Genomic DNA, 19,130 nt, shown 5'->3' with positions numbered 1-19,130 from the left:
CACCACAATCGTTCTACTAGGTTGTTCAGCTGGGAGTTCTCGCAGTAGGCCGAGGTGAATTTTGTGAAAGCCATCGACCAACGCCGCATCCATCAGATTTTTGAAATCAGCGTCTGGCTCAAGGGTGCGCACGCGCTGATCGAGTGTCTTGGCGGTGTCCTGCTTTACCTCGTCACCACAGACACCATTGCCTCGTGGGTCAATGCTCTAACCCAGGACGAATTGGTCGATCGAACGACTTCATAGCTGGCTATCTGTCGCAAATGGCAAGCCATTTTTCGATCGCCAGCAAGGAGTTCTACGCCTTCTACCTTCTCAGCCACGGCCTGATAAAGCTGCTCCTGGTTGCCGGGCTTTTGCGAGGCAAGCTGTGGTCGTATCCGGCCTCGCTCGCGGCACTGGGTGCGTTCATGATCTATCAGGTCTACCGCTATTCCTACACGCATTCGCCGGGTCTGCTAATACTCACCGTCTTCGATGCGGTGGTCATGGTCTTGATATGGCACGAATGGCGCGTCATGCGACCGCACAAGGTCTTATAGCATTGGGTCCTGAGGGATTCTTTGGTCTCACTAACATCGACTGGTTCCAATGAAACGTGGCAACCATTGGAATCGATGGATCGAAAAACTCACTGGCGCATTTTATCTCCGGCTAATTAAAGCCCTGGAGAGTACGAATGAAAAAGACACTACTTTTGTTGAGCCTGCTCATTCCGCTGGGAGCATGCTCCCAGACCGAGCAAGGCGCTGCAGTTGGCGGCCTGGGTGGCGCTGCGATTGGTGCCGCTGTGGCCAACGATCCCGTACAGGGAGCCGTTGTTGGCGGCGCGGTCGGTGCGATCGCCGGCGCGGTAATCGGCCACGCCAGCGAAGCCGGCCAATGCCGATATCGCGATCGCCATGGCCGCGTCTACATTGCACGTTGCCCTGACGGCTATTGAAATCGAGGCGCGTGATCAGTTTCGATCACGCTGCTCTGGCTGGGAAAATTGTATGCGCCGCCTCACGATGACGCTGATTGGTTTTGGATTTGTCCTGGGCGGCGCTATCAACATGGAACTCACGCATGCGGCCTCGGCCGCACCTGTTGAGCCGCAGCAGATCGCCGATCATTTCTCATCCGTAAAATCGATGTCCGGCGATTTTGTTCAGTCGGGGCCGAAGGCTGGAAAGACCAGCGGCAGGTTCTTTCTCCAGCGCCCCGGCAAGATCCGATTCAACTATGCAGGCCAATCGGGAGTCAGCGTCATTGCCGATGGCAAATCGTTGGTCGTCTACAACAAGAAACTCAAGACATCGCGGCTCTACGCGCTCTCGAAGACGCCACTCAAACTGCTCCTCGAAGACCACGTCGACTTTTCGAGCAGGCGCTTCAAAAGCATAAAGGAAAACGGCGACCTGATATTCATCAGGCTGGCCGACAAATCGGCCTTCGGCAAATCCGATATCACGATGATGTTTGATAGAAAATCGCTCGACTTGCGCAAATGGAGCGTCACCGACGAAAGCGGATTAACGACGACGATAAGCATCTTCAACGTCAAGCAACCCGCTCGCATTGCCGAGGGCACGTTCACGATCGACTATGCGGCAAACCGGGAATACAACACCACAACGAAGTCGCATTGACCCGGCGAGATCCCGCGCGGCTCTGGCGGGAGCGCCCTATTAAAATTCGCTGCTTGTGGGTCGTGTAGGTGCAAGCCGCCGATAATTCGGCCTTCGACTGGGCAATCTCGATGCCGTCGATCGACAAGAGAAGCGATCGCCCTTCGAGGCCTTCGAGTTACTACGCCAGTCTGGTCAATCCTCGGTAGGGCCGCCGGGGCGAGCGGGAACGCTTTGGCCGTCGGATTGATGCGTCTTTTCTTCAACCTCACCCTGTCGCCTGGTCAATCCAGTCCCGTCTTTGGGTTTTTTGTTTCCGGCAGCATCTTGGGAGGACTGGTCGGAGGGATCAGATCCAGTTCTAGCTGGATATTTCGTCGCGCCGGATTCCCTGCGGTTTTCGCTGTCAGCCATTTTGTACTCCGCATATAAGGCTGATGGATAACATCAGGCCGCCCCTAGTGGTTCCCGTGGTCGATTGTCTTCGGCGTGTAGAAAAGGGCGCGCGCCACCCTTCGCCGCTATCAAGCCACGGCGGATTCGTTCAAGCCTGCCTCCACAAAGGCAAGCGGCGCTTCAAGCGTCCAAACGACTCCGTGTTCACTGTATTCGAGATTGCCTGTACCGTTCAAAGCCTGCGGAGCGATACGTTTCAGGACGACGGTGCCGAACCCGCCACTGGCAATCGATTGAACTTTTGGCCCATCTGTTTCGACCCAGGTCAGCCGCATGACCCGCTGTCCCTCTCGCCTTGTAACGTGCCAGCCAACAGTGATCTTTCCCGTATTGCCGGAAAGGACGCCATATTTGGCGGAGTTGGTGGCGAGCTCGTGGAACGCAATTCCCAGATACTGTACGGAATTTGGACTAAGAATTATCGATGGACCTGACATTGACAGCAGGTCCTCACCACCAAATGGCTTGGACTGCGCCAACAACAATTCGAAAATGGTCGCGCCCTTCCAGTCCCCTGACACAAGCAGGTCGTGAGAACGCGAAAGCGCCATGATACGCTCTCGGACCTGCCGTTCGAACACCGCCGGACTTTCGGAGCGCTTGTTCGTTTCGCGGATCATCGACAAGATGACTGAATATTGGTTCTTCACCCTGTGGTTGACTTCACGCATAAGCATCCGGATACGGTGCTCGCTCTCCTTTGCACCCGAAATGTCCCGGGCAATCTTCGAAGCGCCGACAATCCGGCCGACGGCGCCGCGCACTGGCGACACCGTCAACGAGACAGGGACGAGGCTTCCGTCCTTTCGTTGGCGGACAGTTTCATAACTTTCCACCCGCTCGCCCTTCCCTATCCGGTCCAGGATGCGCGGCTCTTCATCCTGATGATCTTCGGGAATGAGCATAGCGACAGGATTCCCTATTGCTTCGTCCGCCGTATAGCCAAAAAGTCGTTCCGCGCCGGCGTTCCAGCTGGTGATGACCCCATCCAGATTCTTGCTGACGATGGCATCGAAGGAAGACTCTACAATCGCTGAAAGGTGCTGCCTTGCTTCGTCCGCTATTGCTTGCGGGGTAAGGTCCAGCAGCATGTTCACGGCGCCGATCAACTTGCCGTTCTCATCACGGATCGGAGTTGGAAAAGGCTGAAACGGAAAGAGTGACCCGTCTGGGCGCTGAGCCAAAGCTTGCTGATTGCGAACGGGACGGTTTTCTCGAAGAGTGATTGCCATTGGGCATTGATCGTGGGGCAAATCCGAGCCGTCAGGATTGAACAGCCGAAACGTGACACACCACTTATCCTTACCAATTTCCGGCGTCCGACCGGCGAAGCCTGCCGCAGCTGGATTGAAGTATGTGATCGTGCCCGCCGCGTCCGTGGTATAGACGGCGACAGGCAAATTATCGAGGATCTGGTGAAACTGATCGTCTTGCTGGACAAGCTCGATCCGTGTGCGTTGCAGCTCTGTCACATCAATCGTAAAGCAGCGCGTCCCGACAAGTTTTCCGCCTTCGAAATGGGCGGATGACGTGATCTCGACGTGCCTGAGAGACCCATCCGACGCGCAAAGGCGGGCTGGATATCTCTCAATCTTTTCGCCGCGGCCGAGGCGCGCAAGGATATCACCGATGGCATCGGGGTCGGGGTAAAATTCGGTGATGTTTCGACCTATGTAGTCGCCCGCTTGATGACCGAGGAGATCGAGTTCCGCCTGATTGGCGTAAAGGATCTTTCCCTCCCCATCAACGACGTGAAGCGCAACGCCACCATTCTCAAAAAAATCTTTGTAGTCGAGCTCGGCGAAAACTGATGCCCGCGCTGCACTCGGGCTGATAGCATCTGTCACGACGGGCCCCCTACAATTGCAACAGAGGGAACCCGGCAAGGCTGCATTAGGTTCCTTGGCATCAGTGCCGGTGGCGGGCTGTCGCGCCGGTGGACCGCTACTTCTGCTCAGAAGACCAAGGGAAGTTTACGTATTGTAGAGGGCGCGATTGCCGACCCAGTCTCGCAGACGATCGGCATGATCGGCATGCAGAGTCACTTTCGAACCACTCCAAATTCAGCGGAATGAGTCCCCTGCTCCGCGGTCAAAAAGCCGTCCGCGGCCAGGCCCCTTCGGAGCAGCTCTCTCACAGCTGCAGCGCGGCTTGGCATTCGCTTGTCGAACCGCCAGGTGTCCAACGCCGCCAACTCTTCAGCTGTTAGCATCACTTGAAGGCGCTCTTCTCTTTCCAGGTCAGCCATTTTTTTCACCCCGCTTTTGCCCTTGAGCAAAATGAGTAAGTGGTGCAAGCCGCTAATAAGTAGCCATTTGCGTCGTCGGCTGCAATAGCATGGCGCACTGCATCAACTCAATTGGATCAACCACAGTCGGATGATCATATTAGCCATTCTGCTAACTAGTTGAAAAAATTATATAATTTGTGTATTTGCTTTGCTTTTTCCGATCGACGAGCGCATACGTTGAGTCGAGGGGAAAACCCCGTCCTTGGACAGGAGTTGACCATGAGTTATTCCAGCAGCCTTTGCGAAGACGCCAACAGATCGGTCCTCCGAGCCATATCCGAGATCGGGATTGTCAACATTCCGGTGACCGCGGCCGAAATTCTGGCAAGACACCAATCTGAAGCGCTAAGCCCACGCGACGCCGAGCGACTGGTGCTTGGCTTCGCCGAACTCCATTCCGCGGCCATTGAATTCGACCGAACGCCTTCCGACACTTACGCCGGCGGGCTGCTTATCGAGATTGTACAAGGCGATTTCGACGAAAACTCGGAGGGCGAGTTATGAAATCGCGCAGCGACAAAGTCCTGGTTGCCGAGGACACCGGATACGATGCCACCTTTTTCGCTGACAAACATGGCTTAGCCCTACAGTCAGCCCGGGTCATACTTGCAGCCAATGGACCCTCGCGTATCGCCTGCGATGCGGCGGCGAAAGCATTCCTGGTTGCCATTGCGACGCGCCAAAAAGCGAGATGAGATGAACCAGCACCAAGAGCAGCGTGACATTCTTGTCGAGCAGCCGAAAACGGTCGAGAAGACAATGCCCGTCGTCCTGGTTCTTGAGGACGAGGTGTTCATAGGCATAGAACTCGAAGCAGCGCTGTCAGAAGTAGGTTTTGACGTCACGCTTGTGCATTCATGCACGGACGCGGCGGCGTGGTTGACAGCGCATCGCCCGGCCGCTGCTATTCTGGATGTGAAGCTGAGGGATGGAGATTGCGTTGGCATTGCGGAGATTTTGACCGCAAGCGGCATACCCTTCGCTCTTTATACGGGTGACAATCTCGAAGGCGATCATGCAGCCCTGCAGCCACAGCATGTGATCTACAAACCTGCCGCGGCAATGGACATCGTGGAAATTGTTCAGTCGATGGTCGCTTCCTGTTGGAAGACTTCCGTCGCCTCCGAAGCCCTATCGAGCTGAAGCTATCGCAATCCCAGCTCGGTCTTTCCCCAGCGTTGGCCGAGCGTTTGCGCGGCAACTGTCGGGCTTCGCGGAAAATCGACGCATTATCGAGCCCGACCAGAGGTACAATGTCGTGAATCTGTTCCTCAGGAGCCTCTGGCTCCCGCGCCAGCACCTGCTCCTCCAATACAGGACCCTCGCCTGCTGCAAATCGTTCGGGCTGTGAAGCAGCGATACGCCCGGCGTCGGCTCCCGAGATAAAATGGGTCAGGACAATTCGGTTGCTTGAGGAACAAAATCCCCGACCCGCAATTTAGCAACAGGCGTCGACCACTGGTCGGCAGCCATTATCGGGAGGTTCAAATGGGTTTTTTCGGAAAGTTGTTTTCAGGATCGGCGAGCAAGAGAGCGGCCGAAAGCAAAACTGGCGATATGAGGAAGGCGACAGGAGCTGGACCTGCATTAGCCGCACACTCAAAGGATGCCAAATCGACCTCCCCGACGGGAAATAATCCAGCGGCTGCCGCCAAGAAAAAGTAGGCGGGTTGTCCGCTATCGCTGTGAACCGGGCTTGTCCAAACGTGTGACTACAGACTTCAGCGGCGACACAGACGAGACCGCAGTCTCACCTAAGATATTGAGCAACCAAGGGTCTTCCCGGCCTAACTCACATCGAAGCGAGCCGTCGTCAGGGAACGAATAGTCCTTTTGCGAATTGTTAGCGTGCGCTGACCAACATAACGGAGGCCCCAGTGGGCCGCATGGCTTCTTGCTTGGCTTCTTGGAACTCCAATTTCAATCATCATTCTCATCATGCTTTTCGTTCGCTAGGATTACCACTGGATTGAGGGCGATCGCAAATTGGCAGATGAAATGCCCCTGAGAGTGCTTGTTGTCGAGGACGAAGCGCTCGTCGCAATGCTCATCGAAGACATGCTGATGGAGTTGGGATTCGACGTTCTCGGCCCGGCGATGCGCCTCGAGAGCGCGCTAAAAATGGCAATGGACGAGAGTTTCGACCTCGCCGTCCTGGACGTAAATTTGGCAAACGAACAATCCTTTCCTGTAGCAAAAGTGCTTCAGGACAGAGGCATCCCATTCCTGTTCGCCACAGGATATGGTCTGCGGGGCTTGGACGAGCGCTACAAGCAAGTCGTGACGCTTCAAAAGCCATTCGAATCGCAGCAGCTTGCGGATGCAATCAATTATGTCCTTGCCTCCGAATAGAACGCTCAAAACCGTTTGGGGGAAGTTGCCTCGTCTGTCAGCTCGATTGTATCTGCTGGGCTTGATTACCGCCGTAGTCGTTCCAGTTTGGCTGTTTGCTGCCTATCTCCTTGCTCAATATGCTTTCAACGAACGGTCACGGTTCGACAGCGAAGCTCTGCAGGTGGCTCGCCAAATGTCATTGGTGGTCGAAGGCGAAATCACCAACCTCGCCACAGTAGTTCAAGGCCTGTCCAAATCCTCCTCCATGGCTGGGGGCGACCTCATGGCTTTTCATGCGGAGGCAACTCGCTTGGTGCAGGACACGCATCGCATCATCTTCCTGCGCGATCTGGGCCAGCAGCAGCTGGTCAACACCAGCACACCGTATGGATCGGAGCTACCGCTCGTCCCTCCGCTGTCGACGCCGGATCTAGCCAAGGTCAAATCCAATCTGCCCATCGTCAGCAGCGTCTATGCCGCCCCCGACGGGTATCGCATCGCTGTTGCAATCCCCGTGCGTGGCCCGAACAGGGAGGACTGGCTCCTCGCCATATCCGTTCCGACGGCCGACATTCGCGACGTCATGATGCCCGCTGTACCTGAAGGCTGGACGATTGGCGTCGGCGATCGCGAAGGCGCCTATGTGGCACGATCCTCGCTGCACGAGGAGATGACTGGCAAGCCGGGTTTGCCAGAATATCTGGAGAAGGTTGCAGGCCGCTCTGGCACGTTCACCTCGCGAAACTTTCAGGGCGTGACACTGCTCGCCGGTTATTACCGGTCCGGTGCCTCCAACTGGTTCTACACTGCAAACGTGCCGCTCTCGGTCGTCCAGGCGCCCTTCTGGCGATCTCTGGCAGCCATTGCCGCCCTCGCCCTTGTCGCGATGTTAATCTCTACCGCGCTCGCCTATGTCGTCGGCAAGGGGTTCGCCAAGGCGGCCGGTGATCTGGCGAACCTCGCCGATGCCTTGGGGCACGGCCGACCGGTCAAAGCGATGTCTACCGCCATCTCCGAGTTTGCAGTGATCGCCGACGCGCTTCTCGCCGCCGAGCGCACACTGGCTGAGCGCGAGTTCGAATTGCAAGCCGTTCTGGAGACGGCCCCAGCGGCAGTCTGGTTCACATATGATCCGCAAGCGCGCAAGGTAATACGCAATCGTTTTGCGGCCGAGCTCATGGGGCTGCCTACCGACACACGCAAATCCTTCGGCACTACCGACTTGGTCATCGACACGATCGCTTTGCAGGATGGGCACACCGTGAGCCGAGAAGATCGGCCGCTCAGCAGAGCAATGCGTGGGGAACAAACTGATAACCAGGAATTCGCCTACATCCTTCCGAATGGCGTTCAGCGCACACTTCTGTCAAGCGCGCGGCCAATCCGAGGCACCTCTGGCAATGTTATCGGCGCGGTGCAGGTCAGCCTCGACATAAGTGAGCGCAAGCGCGGTGAAGAACAGCGCAAGCTTCTCGTCAATGAGCTCAACCACCGGGTCAAAAACACCTTGGCAGTCGTCCAGTCGATTGCAAGCCAAACCCTTCGCAATGCGACCAGTTTACCTGAGGCGGGACGGGCGCTCGCAAGCAGGCTCGTCTCGTTGGCTAAGGCGCACGATATCCTTACGCAGGAGAACTGGAGCGGCGCCGATCTCAGGGAGGTCGTCACAGCGGCGCTTTCACCGCATGCAGATACAAGCCGGTTCCAAGTCTCAGGAGATTCGGTGTGGCTATCCCCCACGCTGGCGCTGTCGCTGTCACTGGGTTTCCACGAGCTGACGACCAATGCAGTCAAATACGGGGCTCTTTCGGGCAAAGACGGAACCGTATCGATATGCTGGGCCGTAAGCGGGCAAGCGGCGCAAAGGCGTGTTCGAATAGAATGGCGCGAGCTGGACGGCCCACCGGTTCCAGCTATCGAGCGCAAAGGTTTCGGCACACGAATGCTTGAAAGGCTTCTTGGGCCCGAGTCTGCAGGCAACGTCACCATTACGTTCGACCCGACCGGACTGGTGTGCGTTTTTGACGTTGACCTTGAAGAAACCATAGGGACAGCCGCTGCTTCCTGAGCTCAGGGCGAAAATGCCCCCGCCTCGGAGGATCGAGTGCCGGCGGTGCGCCCGTGGCTCCCAGGCCGGCTCTGTGCCGCTTCTGGCCGCGGCCTTTGGGCCCAGGCGCACCGGAGGAGCAACGAGGTTTTGTCAGCAGACTATGCAATCGGGTGGCAGACCACCTCCAAGAGCTACCGCGCCAGTGCTATGGTTGCCGGCAGTCGTCAGCCGGCAAGGATATGAGGCATGGCCGCAGTCACCCGTCGTACATTTCTAGCGTTCTCCGCCGTTGCGTCTGGCGTTGAACCGACGTTTGCCGGGGGAGAAGATACCTCACGCCAATTGCAGGCGCTGATTGCTACCCATGCCACGGCCTATGCCGAGCTCCATCGGGTTCACCGAGCTGGCAGCAGCTGGCACGACCGCGAGACGGCAGACCAAGTTGAAGAACAAGCATTGCTCGCCATCTGTTCCTATCCCGCGATCAGCAGAGGCGATCGCCGGACCAAAGCCGACTACCTGTTGACTGTCGAGGCACGCGGCGAACTCGACTTGGAACAGCACATGCAGGCCATCTTGCACTCCATGATGTGAGTAGGCGCAGGCACGCGGACTGCACTTATAGGTGGAGGCGCGCTTGACTGCCTTGCGCCTCGAAGCGATCGTTGAACATCCCATTCCGGATAGAGTCACATGTCCCGTGGGGCGATCACGACTACTTCACCTCACGGCGAGAACCAGAGCCCCATAAGGCGCGTGTGAGCAGGTTTCGTTTGCCCTTGGGCGGGACAAGCTCGATATCGCTGACAAGCTTGGCGCCTCCCTTGCGCCGCTCCAGCGTGATCTTGCGGCTGTGGAAGGGTTCCAACTCGGCGCGATGCGCCACGCTGATGATGGTGACATCAGGCAGTTCGTGGATGAGCATCTCCATCATCTTGCCTTGGCTCTTCTCATCGAGTGCCGAGGTTGCCTCATCCAGCACGAGGATATTGGGAGCGTGCAGAAGCAGACGCGCGAAGGCGAGCCGCTGCTTTTCGCCGCCCGACAAGGTCTGGTCCCATGCCGCGTCTTCCTCGATCTTGGCGGCGAGATAGGCGAGGCCCACCTTGTCGAGGGCAGCCCTGATCTCTTTTATCGACCAATTGTCGGCGGCGGCGGGATAGGCGACGGCGCGGCGAAGCGTGCCCGATGGAATGTATGGGCGCTGCGGCAGCATGAACAGCCGCCTGTCGGCATGGAAGTTGACGCTGCCGCCGCCCCACGGCCACAGACCCGCGACGGCCCGCACCAGCGTAGACTTCCCCGAGCCGGATTCGCCGGCCACCAGCACCCGCTCGCCCGGTTCGATCGCGACCTCGGTTTCCTTGACCACGGAGGTGCCGTCGTCGAGCGTGACCGAGAGATTATCGAGGCTGAGGATGGCGCCGTCGTCGGTTTCGCCTCGGTTGATGCGTCCGAGCGCATCGCTCTGTTCCGCGCGCTCCAGCCCGTCGAGCGACATCATCAGCGAAGCGATGCGTCGCGCCGACGCGTTCCAGTCGGCGAGACGGGGATAGTTGTCGACCAGCCATCCGAACGCGCCTTGCACGATGCCAAAGGCAGACGCTGCCTGCATCACCTCGCCAAGCGTCATCGAGCCTTCGAGGAATTTTGGCGCGCAWARCAGGATCGGCACGACCGGCGCAAACAGGCTCGATCCCTGCGACACCGCCGCCGTGCGCATGTGCTGGCCGGTCAGCAGCGCCCATTGCCTCAGCACATGGCCGAAATTCCGGTCGATGCCGCTGCGCTCCTCYTCCTCGCCSCCCAGCAAGGCGATGCTCTCGCCGTTYTCGCGYACGCGCGTCAGCGTGTAGCGCAGTTCGGCCTCCGCCTGGTTCTTYCGTTCGGAGAGCTGGACGAAATTGCGGCCGATGACCACCATCGAGGTCGAGGTGATGGCGGCATAGATCATCGCGGTGATGACCAGGAAGCCGGGAATGGTGATGCTCTCGCCGCCGATCGGCAGGRTGAGCGCGCCGCCGATRGTCCACAGCACGACGATGAAGGTCGAGGCCGASAGGAACGCGTTGAGCACGCCGGCGATGAAATCGACCGGCGACTCGGTGGCGATGCGCAGATCCTCGGTCATGCGGGCCTCGGGGTTSTGGTGGTCGCCGCTGACGAGGTTCAGCTGGTAGTAGCGGCCGTTTGCCAGCCAGCGYGCGATRACCGCSGTRGTSAGCCAGGAACGCCAGCGGCGCTGGATCGTCATGCGCAGGTAAACCTGCGCGACGACGAGGCTGCCGCTGCAGAGCACCAGCGGCACGAATACGGCACTGAGGAAATAGACGCTGCGGGCGTTGCGCTGCTCGAGCGCATCGAACATCGAGCGGTGCCAGACATTGATGCCATACTGGAAGCCGATGTTGATGCAGATCAGCAGCAGCACCCCGATCGTGAATGGCCAGGCGAGCCGGTCGCCGCGCCGGCTCCAGTAACCACGCGCGCTGATCCAGAAACGCCGCAGCAGGTATTTCTTGCGTGCCTGCTCGGCCTGCTCGGGCGTCAAATCCGGATCGGGCTCGACGGCCTCCGGCGGCGGCGCGGGCTGGCCGTCCACCTCAGGCGCGGCTTCTACAGCCGATGCCTTTTCCTGCCGCGACTTTTCGGCGCCCCCTGGTTTGGCGCCGTCGACCGATTTCGGCTTGGTTTTAGCCCCCGACATAAGGCCCATAACGGCTTAAAAATCAAAAGGTTTCATGATGTCCGCTCGAGACCATCTGGGCGTTTCGCGGCAACCGCGATCGCTGCGTGCGCATGTCTCACTCAGCACCCATCCTTGCGATCCCACAAAAACCGTTTGAATATGCGCGCCGCCGCTTGGGGGAGCACACGTGGCGCGCATTGCTGTGGTCACGCATGAATATGACCGGTTCCAGACGCCGTGGCGCCCGCTGCGCCGACGCGATAGTCCCTATATGTTGTTCGACATCCTGGCCGAGCTCAAGCGGCGCGGCCACCGGGTCAACCTGCTCAGCGGCCTGACGCAACCGCCCGCTGCCGACCTCGCGATCCTGCATGTCGACGCCACCATCGTGCCGCAAGCCTATGTCGACTATGCCGGCCGCTTTCCGTTCTGCCTGAACCTTGCGGTCTCAGACATTTCCAAGCGCCGCATCAGCCAGGCGCTGTTGCGCGACGGCGATGGCTGGAGTGGGCCGGTGATCGTCAAGAGCAACCTCAACCACCATGGCCTGCCCGAAGCGCGCTTCAATCTACGCGCCGCGCGTCACGGCGGCGAACTGCCCTTTCCGGGCGCGCGCGAAATGCCCCGCTACGAGGTTTTCGCCACACGCGGCGACTTGCCCTCAGGGCTGCTCGAAAGGCCCGATCTGGTCGTGGATAAATTCATGCCGGAAATCGTCGCCGACGGTTTCGGCACCCGCATCTGGGTATTCTGCGGGACGCGCGAACGCTGCGCCCGCTATGTCTCGCCCAACGCCGTGGTGAAAGCCTCCGAGACGATCAGGCGCGAGCCGGTGCCAGTGCCCGACGAATTGCGCCTTCTGCGCCAAAAACTTGGCTTCGACTACGGCAAATTCGATTTCGTCCTCCACCAGGGCCAGCCGGTGCTGCTCGACGCCAACCCGACCCCCGGCCGCCCGAAAAGCGTGCGCTCGATGCTGGTGGCGGCGGCGGCGAATCTGGCGGATGGGTTTGAAGGGATGATGGGGAGGGGGGAGTGAGGGGATCCCAGTTTCTGGCTTCCGACGCTAACCCTTCCCAGGCACCCCATACGTCATCTCCCGGCAGCTTGAATTGAACCGAAACGCGCGTCCTAAGCCGCTGGCAATCCGGCTTTTTGCATGAGCGCTGGCTTGACAGCCGCCGTTGAGCAAAGGCATGTCCAAACAATCGGGCAATTGGGGAATCCTTATGAAGAAGACATATGAACGACCGACGCTGGTGAAGCGCGAGCTGCTTGGAAAAGTCGTAGCATTCATCGCATCGCCGCCTTCTAAGAACTAGCAACGTCCAAAGCCCACAGAACCGACTGGCTCGTGCTGCCGGCTTTTTCTTGAAACCCGCGCCGAGGTTATTCGTTTACGCTGTGAGCAGTGAGTGGGAGCGCTGCGGGCCGCGCTTTCCAGTGGCGCAGGCCGAAGCCCGTCGTTCGTGAGTGCGGCGGGCTTCTCTCTTTAGGGAAGCGGTTTATCGTGGTCTGGCCGCAACCTTGCCGGAAAGCGCTGTCGATTTCAGGGATCGAGTTTCCCTCCCGCCTCCATCACGGGCGGCGAAGACCGAGCAACAGGTTGGTCAGCGTTGCGCTCGCGCATGCCACCGCTAACAGCGCGACAACGCCAGCCGAACTCGACTGCTGAGTGCGATATGGCACGACGAGTTGTGCAGGCGAGGCACTGTGAACCAGCGCGTCAAGATCGGACCTGCTGCCGTGTCGAACGGCATAGGCGCGGGTGAATTCCGCACCGAGAAGAAAAATCTCCGACGAGTAGTAGACCCAGAGCAGTATGACGAGCAGCCCACCGGCAGCCCCATATGAAGACGCGATCGCGCTGGAGCCGATATACCAACCGATAAGCGATTTCCCGAACGTGAACAGCGCAGCGGTCACAACGGCCCCGATCCCGACATCGCGCCATTCCAGGGTTCGATCAGGCAAGATCTTATAGATGGCGGCGAACATCGCTGAGATCAGGACAAACGAAACCACTGCATTGATCACACTGAGGACGATTGTGCCAAACGGCAACTGAGCGTTGATGATGTTGCCCAGTGCCGAGATCGCCGCGCTCGCGACGAGAGAGACGAGCAACATGAAACCAAGTGCCCCGACCAGTCCCAGACTTGCGGCACGGGCGCGCACCAGACGCGACAACGAACTGCCTTGCGGTTGGACCTTCCATATCGCGTTCAACGACTGCTGAATTTCGCCAAAGACACCAGATGCGGTCACCAACAAGGTGACGAAGCCAATGACCGCCGCCCAGGTGCCGGATGATTTGCCGGATGCGCTCTCTAGCGCGGTCTGAAGAAGACTTGCGCTTTCTGGACCCATCAGACCTGAAATCTGGGCAGACAATGCCACTTGCGCAGCTTCATGACCGAAAGCGAGACCCGCGATTGCGACCACGATGAGCAGAATTGGCGCCAACGAGGTGGTGGCGTAAAAGGCCATTGCTGCGCCATGACTAAGAGCATTGTCGTCGACAAAGCCAACGACGCTTTCTCGCACCAACTCCCATACATCTGTTATCGCGCGTCGCATCTTGGGACCGTGGGCAGTGCGCCACATTGGCGTTCACTAGCAATGCGCCAGCACTTCTGATGTTCCGTTGGCGAGAGCGGCAAGAGTTTCGCAGCCCCTCTCAAAACTGAGATGCGGCGTCATGGCGCGACCTCGTCTTGGCGAAGGCAAGACAACAGGAGGTCGCTGGACGGCAGCGGCCCGACAGCCTGTTGGGGTAGGTTCGACGGGCCATCGGGCCTGACCGGCTTGGGGGTCTCTTTCGGGGGCAAGCCGGCCAAGGCTGACCCTAATATTAGCGACTCTGTAACATAACCCCGTTCGGACGGTTGTCCCCCGCTAATGGTCGGTAAGCGGTGAGACCTGCGCAAGCGGGCGCCGCGGAAGCCACCATCTTTTCAGTCAAGCACACACCACCGTGTATCGCTCAGCCAGAAGGTGAGCTTTCGCGAGCACTGGCTCATGCGCCATGGTGAGGTGTGGTTTAGTGAGGCTCCCAGGCGATGATCACCCCTTCCAAAATGTTTTGCTCCCTCGCGTGGTTGGCGCTGGCTGTGGTGCCCCTTGGCCATTCGCTTGCGGCGCCCCAAACCGCCATTGCGACGAACGACTTTCTCAACAGCATCGGCGTCGTTTCCACATTCCCCGATCGAGGCCAGCCGTTGGCCAAGACTGTCGAGATGGTCCGCTATTGCGGCTTTCGATGGGTAAGGGCGGGAATAGAAGGCCTGAGCGACAACGGCCCCACAACCATCCAAACCTTTCTCGATCTGCATCGCGAAACCGGCGTGCGCCTGAATTGGGGATTGGTCAGTGGTGGGACTGATGTGAAGAAGCTGGTCGAAACAGGCAAGGTGCTTGCTGAAGCCGGCGCGCTGCTCGCGTTCGAGGGCAACAACGAGCCGAACAACTGGGGTGTCACCTATCAGGGCGAGAAGGGCGGCGGTAGCGAGCGCTCGTGGATGGCCGTCGCAAAGCTTCAGCGCGATCTCTACCAGGCCGTCAAAAGCGATCCGGTGCTTGCCAAGTATCCTGTCTGGTCGATCTCGGAACCCGGCGCGCAGAAAGACAATGTCGGCCTTCAGTTCCTTACGATCCCGCCCGGCGCCGGAACCCTGATGCCAGACGGCACGAAGTATGCCGACTACGCTAATGTGCACAACTACATCTATCACTCACATTCGCCGTATCCGGCCGACAACAAGACGTGGCGCGCTGCCGATCCAACCGCCGCATCCAGGGTGGACGGGCTGTTCGGCAATTTCGGCGTCACCTGGGCGAGAGGGTTTCGGGGTTACACCCAGGAGCAACTCGATACGCTGCCGCGTGTCACGACCGAGACCGGGACCACGATCGGAGGTGCGGTCACGGAACAAATGCACGGCTTGTATTTGATGAGCTTGTACCTCGCGCAGTTCAAGCGCGGCTACGCCCATACATCGGTCTATCTATTGCGGGACCGTACCGACGAAGGCGGCAACCAATCTTTCGGCTTCTACAAGGCGGATTATTCACCGCGCAAGGCGGCGATCTACCTTCACAACCTTACGACGATTTTGGCGGACAAAGGTATCCTAGCCAAACCCGGCCAGCTCGACTTCACGATCGCAGACCAACCCGAGACCGTTCACGAGCTGCTCCTGCAGCGCAGCGACGGCACGTTCCAACTTGTCGTGTGGGACGAACGATTGAGCGGTCAAGACCGTGTGACGGTCCATTTTGGCGACACGCACGCGTCGGTAAGAACCTACGATCCAACAATTGGCGTTGAGCCTGTCCAAACGTTGAGCAATGTGCGTTCGCTCGAAATTACGCTCAGCGACCATCCGATTGTGATCGCGCTTTCACCCAGCATTCAATGATGGAGCCGTCTCTCGGCAAGGCGCCGGCGTCGCCCTTTCGCGACCGTGCAGGAAGGGGTCGCCGCAGCGGAAACAGGACGGCCGGCTCCGACCAGGACCCATCGGAAGTATGAGGAAAACATTATATGATTGCGCCGCAGGTGAATTCGCCGACGGATGCCGATGCCCATCTTCTCAGTCAAGCACACGACCGTCTATCGCTATCGCCAGCCCGTGAGCTTTGGCGAGCACCGGGTGATGTTCAGGCCGCGGGACAGTTTCGATCAGCGGTTGCTGGACCATGCTTTGTCCGTGGACCCCGAGCCAAAGGCGATTGGCTGGATCCATGACGTTTTTGGCAATTGCGTTGCGGTGATCGATTTCGAGGGTTCGGCCAGTGAACTCCGTTTCGCGACCGACATCCGGCTCGATCACACGCCGCAGCATGCGCCGGATTTCCGCATCGATGAGGCCGCGCTGAATTATCCATTCTCTTACGATCCCGACGAGGCGGCCGACCTTGCGCAGACCATGGAGCGCCATCATCCCGACGACGGCGACGAGATCGGCAAATGGGCGCGACAGTTCGTCAGTGCCACGGGACACACCGAGACCGGCAAATTGCTGATGACGCTCTGCTACGCCATCCACGAGAGCTTCGTCTATTCCCGTCGGTTCGAAACCGGGACGCAGCCGCCGCTGATGACCTTGCATCTGCGCAAAGGTACATGCCGGGACTTTGCGCTTTTCATGATGGAAGCGGTTCGCTCGCTGGGCTTTGCTGCCCGTTTTGTCACCGGCTACGTCTATGTGCCGAGCCGCGACAGTGCGGATGTGCGTGGCGGAGGCTCGACGCATGCCTGGTGCCAGGTTTACCTGCCCGGCGCCGGTTGGGTCGAGTTCGATCCCACCAATGGCATTGTCGGCAACCGCGATTTGATCAGGGTGGCCGTCGCCCGGCATCCGCAACAGGCCATACCGCTTTCTGGAAGTTACTCCGGCAGTGCCTCGAGTTTCCTGGGGATGACCGTCGAGGTGAAGGTGACGAAGGAAACCGGCGCCTAGGCTCCTTCGGCGTGGGTTCTTCGAGCCTGGCGACGGCACGCTGGAGCCGGGTGAGAGGTGCTCCAGCCTGGAGATCACCTCTCACCCGCATTTGCCCGATCCGGGAGGGGACGGATCGGAGCAATGTGACCTCTCCCTCGAGGAGAAAGGTCAGGCCGCCAGCGCCCCCGCTGTTCTCATCTCACCCCCCTTAAAACAATGCCCGTTCCACCGCCGGCTCCAGCGATTCCGCAAACGGCGTCGCCAGATGATGGCGGTCGCGGTAGGCGAGCTGGCCGCCGATGAACACATGGCAGGTCTTGGCGTCGCAGAACTGGTTGGTCATGTCGATGTAGCTGGCGCCCGGAATGGCGCGCACGATGTTGCGCTCTATCGCCGCGTCGGTGTCGTTGGCGGCGTCGGTCCGCTTCTGGTCGCACAGCGACGGCCTCTCGCCTCGCCAGAGCGCGCGCGCCACGCAGGTGTCGATATGCTCATCATTGAACGGCACGTCGCGGATGAAGGCGACCTTCAGCCCGGCCCGGCTGAACGCTTGCAGCGTCGAGCGCAGCGCGGCGCGCGAGTCGGCATCCTGGCTGTCGGGCGCCTGCATGCCGGCCGACATCTTGCGCAAACTCGTCTGCGCGATCTCCGAAATCACCACCAGGCTCGGCCGCGCGGCGATGATCTGCTTGATCGATCGCTCGCGCCATTGATCGCACTCGGTGTAGTCGCGTTTCAGCTTGCTCACCCAGACCGTCAGCCGCGAGGCCCGGCAGGAGGATTTGAGCCAGGTGACGACCTTGGTGTTGTTCTTCTCAGCCGCCTCGATCAGCGGCGTCGACCAGTGATCGGCATGCGAGTCGCCAAACAGCGCAATCGTGTGCCCGGCGGCTTTTTCGCCGAACATGCAGGGTTTTGGCGTCACCGTCTCATAGCTGAGAACGCAGCCGGCCTTGCGGGCGGTGGAGGGGCGCGCCGCACTGGCGGCGATGCTGCGCTGCTGCGGGTCGAGATCATGCATGACGAGCCGCGCATTGGCATAGGCCGCCACCACGCCGGCAACGGTCAGCGCTGCGGCCGGCACCAGCGCCCGCGCCGCATTGGCCATCAGCCAGCGGTTGCGGCGGATCGGGTTCTCGATGACGTGATAGGTGAACAGCGACAGCACCAGCGTCAGCGCCAGGCAGCCGAGGCGCTGCAGCGGCGAAAGGTCGGGCACCAGCATCGCGGCATAGACGATCACCGGCCAGTGCCAGAGATAGAGCGAGTAGGAGAGCTTGCCGACCCACTGCAAGGGCGGCAGCGCCAGGACGGCACTGGGGCCAGTCCTGACGCCGGCCGCTCCCGCCAACAGCAACAGCACCGTGCCGGCAACCGGCAGCGGCGCCAGGAAGCCGGGGAAGGGGGCGTCCTCGGTAAAGCCGAGATAGGCGCCGGCAATCATCGCCAGGCCGAGCCATGCGAGGGCGGCGCCGAGTTTTGGCCGCTCCTGCCAGATCTTTTGCGGCGCCAGCGTCGCCAGGCCGCCGGCGGCGAACTCCCAGGCACGCAGCGGCGAGAAATAGAAGGCCCAGGGCTGCGCCACGGTGGTGAGCCAGGCGCAGATGGCGAACGACACCGCGCCGGCGATGCCGATCGCCAGGATGGCGCCGCGCTTGCCGGGCTTGAGCCATGCCGCCAACAGCAGCAGCGCCGGCCAGGTGAGGTAAAACTGCTCCTCCACCGACAGCGACCAGAAATGGATGAACGGGTTGTTGGTGGCATCGGCGGCGAAATAGTCGAACGACCAGCGGATCAGCCACAGATTGATCGCATAGGCCGAGGCGTACATGGCGCCCTTGGAATAGAGCGCCTGTTCCTCCGGCGACAGGATCAAGGCACCCGCCACCAGCGTGGCCAGGATGACGAACAGCGCCGCCGGCAACAGCCGCCTGGCCCGTCTTGCGTAGAAGCGCCACAGGTTCAGCCGCCCGGTCTCACCGATCTCGGCCAGCAGGTGTTTGGTGATCAGATAGCCGGAGATGACGAAGAAGATGTCGACGCCGACAAAGCCGCCGGGCAGGCCGGTCAGGCCGAAATGGAAGGCGATCACGCCGGCCACCGCCAGGGCGCGCAATCCTTCGATATCGGGCCGGAACGATGCTGACATGGTAAAACCTTGTCCTGTCGCATGATCCCGAACCGAAGTCCGGCTGGCGAGACGCCGTAACAGTCTCGCCGGGATCACACGTGCTGCAGCGTCCCTGCGCGCCGG

At 59.8% G+C, this 19,130-nt stretch carries 19 protein-coding genes; 13 read left to right on the top strand and 6 right to left on the bottom strand.

Annotated elements, in window-relative coordinates:
* Positions 1-63 precede the first annotated feature (63 nt).
* The 4 genes from AC1DXN_RS28390 (at position 64) to AC1DXN_RS28375 (ending at position 1,631) form a co-directional block, all read left to right on the top strand.
* Complete coding sequence (locus tag AC1DXN_RS28390) at positions 64-246, top strand: hypothetical protein (protein WP_477272505.1); 183 nt, start codon at positions 64-66, stop codon at positions 244-246.
* Positions 247-263: 17 nt separating this feature from the next.
* Positions 264-542, top strand: coding sequence for a DUF2127 domain-containing protein (locus AC1DXN_RS28385; RefSeq protein WP_477272507.1), 279 nt, complete (start codon positions 264-266; stop codon positions 540-542).
* A gap of 137 nt (positions 543-679) precedes the next feature.
* Positions 680-943: a YMGG-like glycine zipper-containing protein gene (locus AC1DXN_RS28380; protein WP_477272509.1), complete on the top strand. Its 264-nt coding sequence runs from the start codon at positions 680-682 to the stop codon at positions 941-943.
* 67 nt (positions 944-1,010) lie between these two features.
* Positions 1,011-1,631: an outer-membrane lipoprotein carrier protein LolA gene (locus AC1DXN_RS28375; protein WP_477273383.1), complete on the top strand. Its 621-nt coding sequence runs from the start codon at positions 1,011-1,013 to the stop codon at positions 1,629-1,631.
* 174 nt (positions 1,632-1,805) lie between these two features.
* Here the strand turns inward: AC1DXN_RS28375 and AC1DXN_RS28370 are convergent, their stop codons facing one another.
* From AC1DXN_RS28370 to AC1DXN_RS28360, 3 genes are all read right to left on the bottom strand, one after another.
* Positions 1,806-2,024, bottom strand: coding sequence for a hypothetical protein (locus AC1DXN_RS28370; protein ID WP_477272511.1), 219 nt, complete (start codon positions 2,022-2,024; stop codon positions 1,806-1,808).
* A 110-nt stretch (positions 2,025-2,134) separates the two neighbouring features.
* Positions 2,135-3,913, bottom strand: a complete 1,779-nt coding sequence (locus AC1DXN_RS28365; RefSeq protein ID WP_477272513.1) for a PAS domain S-box protein — start codon at positions 3,911-3,913, stop codon at positions 2,135-2,137.
* Positions 3,914-4,107: 194 nt separating this feature from the next.
* Entirely contained in the window at positions 4,108-4,314 is a 207-nt protein-coding gene (locus AC1DXN_RS28360) for a hypothetical protein (RefSeq protein WP_477272515.1), read from the bottom strand.
* Between the two features lie 261 nt (positions 4,315-4,575).
* On the opposite strand from AC1DXN_RS28360, the gene AC1DXN_RS28355 reads away from it, so the two are divergent.
* The 6 genes from AC1DXN_RS28355 (at position 4,576) to AC1DXN_RS28330 (ending at position 9,334) form a co-directional block, all read left to right on the top strand.
* The gene (locus AC1DXN_RS28355; protein WP_477272516.1) at positions 4,576-4,860 is read left to right on the top strand and encodes a hypothetical protein; all 285 of its coding nucleotides are present in this window, start codon (positions 4,576-4,578) and stop codon (positions 4,858-4,860) included.
* Positions 4,857-5,051, top strand: coding sequence for a hypothetical protein (locus tag AC1DXN_RS28350; protein WP_477272518.1), 195 nt, complete (start codon positions 4,857-4,859; stop codon positions 5,049-5,051). Before AC1DXN_RS28355 ends, AC1DXN_RS28350 begins: the two co-directional genes overlap by 4 nt.
* Before the next feature lies 1 nt (position 5,052).
* Positions 5,053-5,499, top strand: coding sequence for a response regulator (locus AC1DXN_RS28345; RefSeq protein ID WP_477272520.1), 447 nt, complete (start codon positions 5,053-5,055; stop codon positions 5,497-5,499).
* Between the two features lie 855 nt (positions 5,500-6,354).
* Positions 6,355-6,708 carry a response regulator gene (locus tag AC1DXN_RS28340; protein WP_477273385.1) on the top strand — a complete coding sequence of 118 codons (354 nt, stop codon included), beginning with the start codon at positions 6,355-6,357 and terminating at the stop codon, positions 6,706-6,708.
* A complete protein-coding gene (locus AC1DXN_RS28335) occupies positions 6,677-8,758 on the top strand; it encodes a sensor histidine kinase (protein ID WP_477272522.1) in 2,082 nt (693 codons plus the stop codon). Before AC1DXN_RS28340 ends, AC1DXN_RS28335 begins: the two co-directional genes overlap by 32 nt.
* 228 nt (positions 8,759-8,986) lie before the next feature.
* On the top strand, positions 8,987-9,334 hold the full coding sequence (locus AC1DXN_RS28330) for a hypothetical protein (RefSeq protein ID WP_477272524.1): 348 nt from the start codon (positions 8,987-8,989) through the stop codon (positions 9,332-9,334).
* A gap of 121 nt (positions 9,335-9,455) precedes the next feature.
* On the opposite strand, the gene AC1DXN_RS28325 is transcribed toward AC1DXN_RS28330, so the two are convergent.
* A complete protein-coding gene (locus AC1DXN_RS28325; RefSeq protein ID WP_477421755.1) occupies positions 9,456-11,447 on the bottom strand; it encodes an ABC transporter ATP-binding protein/permease in 1,992 nt (663 codons plus the stop codon).
* Positions 11,448-11,616: 169 nt separating this feature from the next.
* On the opposite strand from AC1DXN_RS28325, the gene AC1DXN_RS28320 reads away from it, so the two are divergent.
* Positions 11,617-12,468, top strand: coding sequence for an ATP-grasp domain-containing protein (locus AC1DXN_RS28320; RefSeq protein WP_477278185.1), 852 nt, complete (start codon positions 11,617-11,619; stop codon positions 12,466-12,468).
* 539 nt (positions 12,469-13,007) lie between these two features.
* Here the strand turns inward: AC1DXN_RS28320 and AC1DXN_RS28315 are convergent.
* Positions 13,008-14,036, bottom strand: a complete 1,029-nt coding sequence (locus tag AC1DXN_RS28315; protein ID WP_477278183.1) for a YihY/virulence factor BrkB family protein — start codon at positions 14,034-14,036, stop codon at positions 13,008-13,010.
* Between the two features lie 455 nt (positions 14,037-14,491).
* On the opposite strand from AC1DXN_RS28315, the gene AC1DXN_RS28310 reads away from it, so the two are divergent.
* Positions 14,492-15,850, top strand: coding sequence for a glycosyl hydrolase (locus AC1DXN_RS28310; RefSeq protein WP_477278181.1), 1,359 nt, complete (start codon positions 14,492-14,494; stop codon positions 15,848-15,850).
* A gap of 162 nt (positions 15,851-16,012) precedes the next feature.
* On the top strand, positions 16,013-16,894 hold the full coding sequence (locus tag AC1DXN_RS28305) for a transglutaminase family protein (RefSeq protein WP_477278179.1): 882 nt from the start codon (positions 16,013-16,015) through the stop codon (positions 16,892-16,894).
* A gap of 190 nt (positions 16,895-17,084) precedes the next feature.
* Here AC1DXN_RS28305 and AC1DXN_RS28300 read toward each other — a convergent pair whose 3' ends face one another.
* Positions 17,085-19,025: an acyltransferase family protein gene (locus AC1DXN_RS28300; protein WP_477278177.1), complete on the bottom strand. Its 1,941-nt coding sequence runs from the start codon at positions 19,023-19,025 to the stop codon at positions 17,085-17,087.
* Between the last annotated feature and the right edge of the window lie 105 nt (positions 19,026-19,130).

Source organism: Mesorhizobium sp. P2_H9, from assembly GCF_056403215.1.
The sequence above is the reverse complement of the archived record's forward strand: the minus strand, read 5'-3'. Positions and strand labels throughout refer to the sequence as shown.

Bases quoted from the DNA above. Each gene is read 5' to 3' on its own strand.
- AC1DXN_RS28385 (WP_477272507.1), top strand. From the start codon at position 264: ATGGCAAGCCATTTTTCGATCGCCAGCAAGGAGTTCTACGCCTTCTAC.
- AC1DXN_RS28380 (WP_477272509.1), top strand. From the start codon at position 680: ATGAAAAAGACACTACTTTTGTTGAGCCTGCTCATTCCGCTGGGAGCA.
- AC1DXN_RS28375 (WP_477273383.1), top strand. From the start codon at position 1,011: ATGACGCTGATTGGTTTTGGATTTGTCCTGGGCGGCGCTATCAACATG.
- AC1DXN_RS28370 (WP_477272511.1), bottom strand. From the start codon at position 2,024: ATGGCTGACAGCGAAAACCGCAGGGAATCCGGCGCGACGAAATATCCA.
- AC1DXN_RS28360 (WP_477272515.1), bottom strand. From the start codon at position 4,314: ATGGCTGACCTGGAAAGAGAAGAGCGCCTTCAAGTGATGCTAACAGCT.
- AC1DXN_RS28355 (WP_477272516.1), top strand. From the start codon at position 4,576: ATGAGTTATTCCAGCAGCCTTTGCGAAGACGCCAACAGATCGGTCCTC.
- AC1DXN_RS28350 (WP_477272518.1), top strand. From the start codon at position 4,857: ATGAAATCGCGCAGCGACAAAGTCCTGGTTGCCGAGGACACCGGATAC.
- AC1DXN_RS28345 (WP_477272520.1), top strand. From the start codon at position 5,053: ATGAACCAGCACCAAGAGCAGCGTGACATTCTTGTCGAGCAGCCGAAA.
- AC1DXN_RS28340 (WP_477273385.1), top strand. From the start codon at position 6,355: ATGCCCCTGAGAGTGCTTGTTGTCGAGGACGAAGCGCTCGTCGCAATG.
- AC1DXN_RS28335 (WP_477272522.1), top strand. From the start codon at position 6,677: ATGCAATCAATTATGTCCTTGCCTCCGAATAGAACGCTCAAAACCGTT.
- AC1DXN_RS28330 (WP_477272524.1), top strand. From the start codon at position 8,987: ATGGCCGCAGTCACCCGTCGTACATTTCTAGCGTTCTCCGCCGTTGCG.
- AC1DXN_RS28315 (WP_477278183.1), bottom strand. From the start codon at position 14,036: ATGTGGCGCACTGCCCACGGTCCCAAGATGCGACGCGCGATAACAGAT.
- AC1DXN_RS28310 (WP_477278181.1), top strand. From the start codon at position 14,492: ATGATCACCCCTTCCAAAATGTTTTGCTCCCTCGCGTGGTTGGCGCTG.
- AC1DXN_RS28305 (WP_477278179.1), top strand. From the start codon at position 16,013: ATGCCCATCTTCTCAGTCAAGCACACGACCGTCTATCGCTATCGCCAG.
- AC1DXN_RS28300 (WP_477278177.1), bottom strand. From the start codon at position 19,025: ATGTCAGCATCGTTCCGGCCCGATATCGAAGGATTGCGCGCCCTGGCG.